The sequence below is a fragment of the Microbacterium umsixpiens genome (assembly GCF_053543675.1).
The window spans coordinates 1-2,464 of the sequence record NZ_JBLVOH010000167.1 but is presented as its reverse complement, the minus strand read 5'-3'; the positions used below and the strand labels follow the sequence as shown (position 1 = coordinate 2,464).

3 protein-coding genes are annotated in these 2,464 nt (G+C 69.1%); 2 read left to right on the top strand and 1 reads right to left on the bottom strand.

What is annotated here, in order from left to right; all coding sequences use genetic code 11:
* A partial coding sequence (locus ACNPM4_RS16345; RefSeq protein WP_448986382.1) for a TetR/AcrR family transcriptional regulator occupies positions 1-553 on the bottom strand: 553 nt, incomplete at its 3' end.
* Positions 554-655: 102 nt separating this feature from the next.
* Between ACNPM4_RS16345 and ACNPM4_RS16340 the strand changes: the two genes are divergently transcribed.
* A complete protein-coding gene (locus ACNPM4_RS16340; RefSeq protein WP_448986381.1) occupies positions 656-1,366 on the top strand; it encodes an SDR family oxidoreductase in 711 nt (236 codons plus the stop codon).
* A gap of 32 nt (positions 1,367-1,398) precedes the next feature.
* Positions 1,399-2,394 (top strand): NADP-dependent oxidoreductase, encoded by a 996-nt coding sequence (locus tag ACNPM4_RS16335; RefSeq protein WP_448986380.1) that lies wholly within the window; start codon positions 1,399-1,401, stop codon positions 2,392-2,394.
* The last annotated feature ends 70 nt before the right edge of the window (positions 2,395-2,464 follow it).

The window sequence follows — 2,464 nt, the reverse complement described above, 5'->3', positions numbered from 1 at the left end:
CGACGGTCAGATCGACGTTCGTGCTCGCCGTCAGGGTGAGGAACATGATGGCGGACACGATACGGGCGAGGGCGGCGGCACGTTCCTCGCTCGTCTTCGGGTCGCGGCGGAGGATCGACGCCACGGCGTCCTCGGTCTCGCCCACGATGCGGAGCGCTTCGGCATGGTGCCCGTCAGAGGGTTCGGCGAACACCATCTCGCGCAGGTAGGTGCGTCCGTTCTCGACCTGAACGCGGTTGCACTCGACGATCGGTCGCAGCAGTGCGACGATCGCCGCGCGCGCATCGGGAGTCGCTTCGGCCGCCGCGATGCCCTTCTCGAGGGCGACGGCGTAGTGCGCGTTCTGCACGAGCAGCAGCAGCTCGCCCTTGGTCTTCGCGTAGAGGAACAGGGTGCCGGTGCCGACATCGGCTCGCTCGGCGATCTGCTGGGTCGTGACATCGTCGATGCCGTGCTCGGCGAAGAGCTCCGACGCCGCGGCCGTGATCCGTTCGAGTTTCTGCTGCTTGTTGCGCTCGCGACGACCGAGGGCGTTCGAAGCGGACGTCGACATACTCTTCCTCCGGGAATAGAAACTGATTACGCTCAGTTATGACGAGAGTCGCTTATGCGCACGCTCAACTATTCCTCATTGTCGCAAAGAAGAGAGCAGTCCATGCCTTCACTCCACGGAGCCGTCGTCCTCGTCACCGGAGCGAACGGAGGCATCGGCACGCAGTTCGTCCACCAGGCGCTCGCACGCGGAGCCGCCAAGGTCTACGCCAGCGCCCGCACCCCGCGCACCTGGGATGACGAACGCGTCGTCCCTCTCGCCCTCGATGTGACGGATGCCGCGTCGATCCGCGCCGCCGTCGACGCGGCGCCCGACGTGACGGTGCTGATCAACAATGCGGGCGCCTCGGTGCCGACCGCGGGGATCCTCACCCACTCCGACGAGGACATCCGTCGGAACGTGGAAACGAACTTCCTCGGGCCGCTCTTCCTCGCGCGCGCCTACGCACCGCGTCTCGCCGGGCGCCCCGGGGCCGCGATCATCGACATCCACTCCGCCCTCGCCTGGTACGCCGTCGGCGGGATCTACAGCGCGACCAAGGCGGCGCTGTGGTCGGCGACGAACTCGCTCCGCCTCGAGCTCGCTCCGGCGGGGGTGCACGTCGTGGGGGTGCACGTCGGCTACGTCGACACCGCAATGGCCGAGCACGTCACCGACCCCAAGACCGATCCGGCCGACCTCGTCCGGGCCGTGCTGGACGCGACCGAGCGCGACGAGTATGAGGTGCTCGCGGATGAGATCTCGGTGCAGGTCAAGGCCGGGCTGAGCGCTCCGCTCGAAGCGGTCTACCCGCAGCTGCGGGCGAGCGCCTGAGACCCGCGAGACCGTCGGAGGAGTCGACCAGCATGCGTGCATTCGTCGTCACGAAGTACAAGCAGCCGCTCGAGGAGCGCGAGGACGCAGAACCTGAGGTGGGTGATCGGGACGTTCTCGTGCGAGTGGAGGCCGCGGGGCTCAACCAGCTGGACGAGAAGATCCGTCAGGGGGAGTTCGCGCAGATCCTGCCCTACGACCTGCCCCTGGTCCTCGGCAACGACGTGGCGGGGACGGTGATCCGCGTGGGCCGGCTCGTCGACGGATTCCGGCCCGGCGACCGCGTGTACGCCCGTCCCGACGCCGCCCGCATCGGGACGTTCGCCGAGCGGATTGCCGTCTCCGAGAAAGATCTCGCCCCCGTGCCCGCCGGTCTCTCGATGGCCGAGGCCGGGTCGCTCCCGCTCGTCGCCCTCACGGCCTGGCAGGCCCTGGTCGAGCGCGGCGGGGTCACGGCGGGGCAGAAGGTGCTCATCCACGCCGGCGCCGGTGGGGTCGGATCCATCGCGATCCAGCTCGCCGCGCACCTCGGAGCCACGGTCGCCACGACGGCCAGTGCGGCGAACGCGGACTTCGTCCGTGAGCTCGGCGCCGACGTCGTGATCGACTACCGTCGGCAGGACTTCGCCGAGGAGCTGTCGGGCTACGACTTCGTGTTGGACAGCCTCGGTGGCGAGAACCTCGAGAAGTCGCTGCGGGTGCTGAAGCCGGGTGGGTTGGTCGTCGGGATATCGGGACCGCCCGACCCCGCGTTCGCCCGTGCCCAGGGGTTGAACGCGCTCGTGCGGCTCGCGATCGCAGGGCTCAGCCGCAAGATCAGGCGGCAGGCGAAGAAGCTCGGCGTGCGGTACGAGTTCCTCTTCATGCGTGCGGATGGCGACCAGCTGCGCGAGATCACGGCGCTCGTCGACAGCGGCGCGATCCGCCCCGTCGTCGCGAAGACGTACCCGTTCGACCGTCTGCCCGAGGCCCTCGCCGACCTCGCCGCCGGGGTGAGCCGGGGCAAGCTCGTGGTCACGAACGACTGAACCCTCGGAGTCGGCAGCCGAAACCCAGACGCACCGTGCTGCCGCCGGCGCGTCGCGGGTGGACACGCCG

Coding starts and splice junctions, on each gene's coding strand:
- ACNPM4_RS16340 (WP_448986381.1), top strand. CDS start 656: ATGCCTTCACTCCACGGAGCCGTCGTCCTCGTCACCGGAGCGAACGGA.
- ACNPM4_RS16335 (WP_448986380.1), top strand. CDS start 1,399: ATGCGTGCATTCGTCGTCACGAAGTACAAGCAGCCGCTCGAGGAGCGC.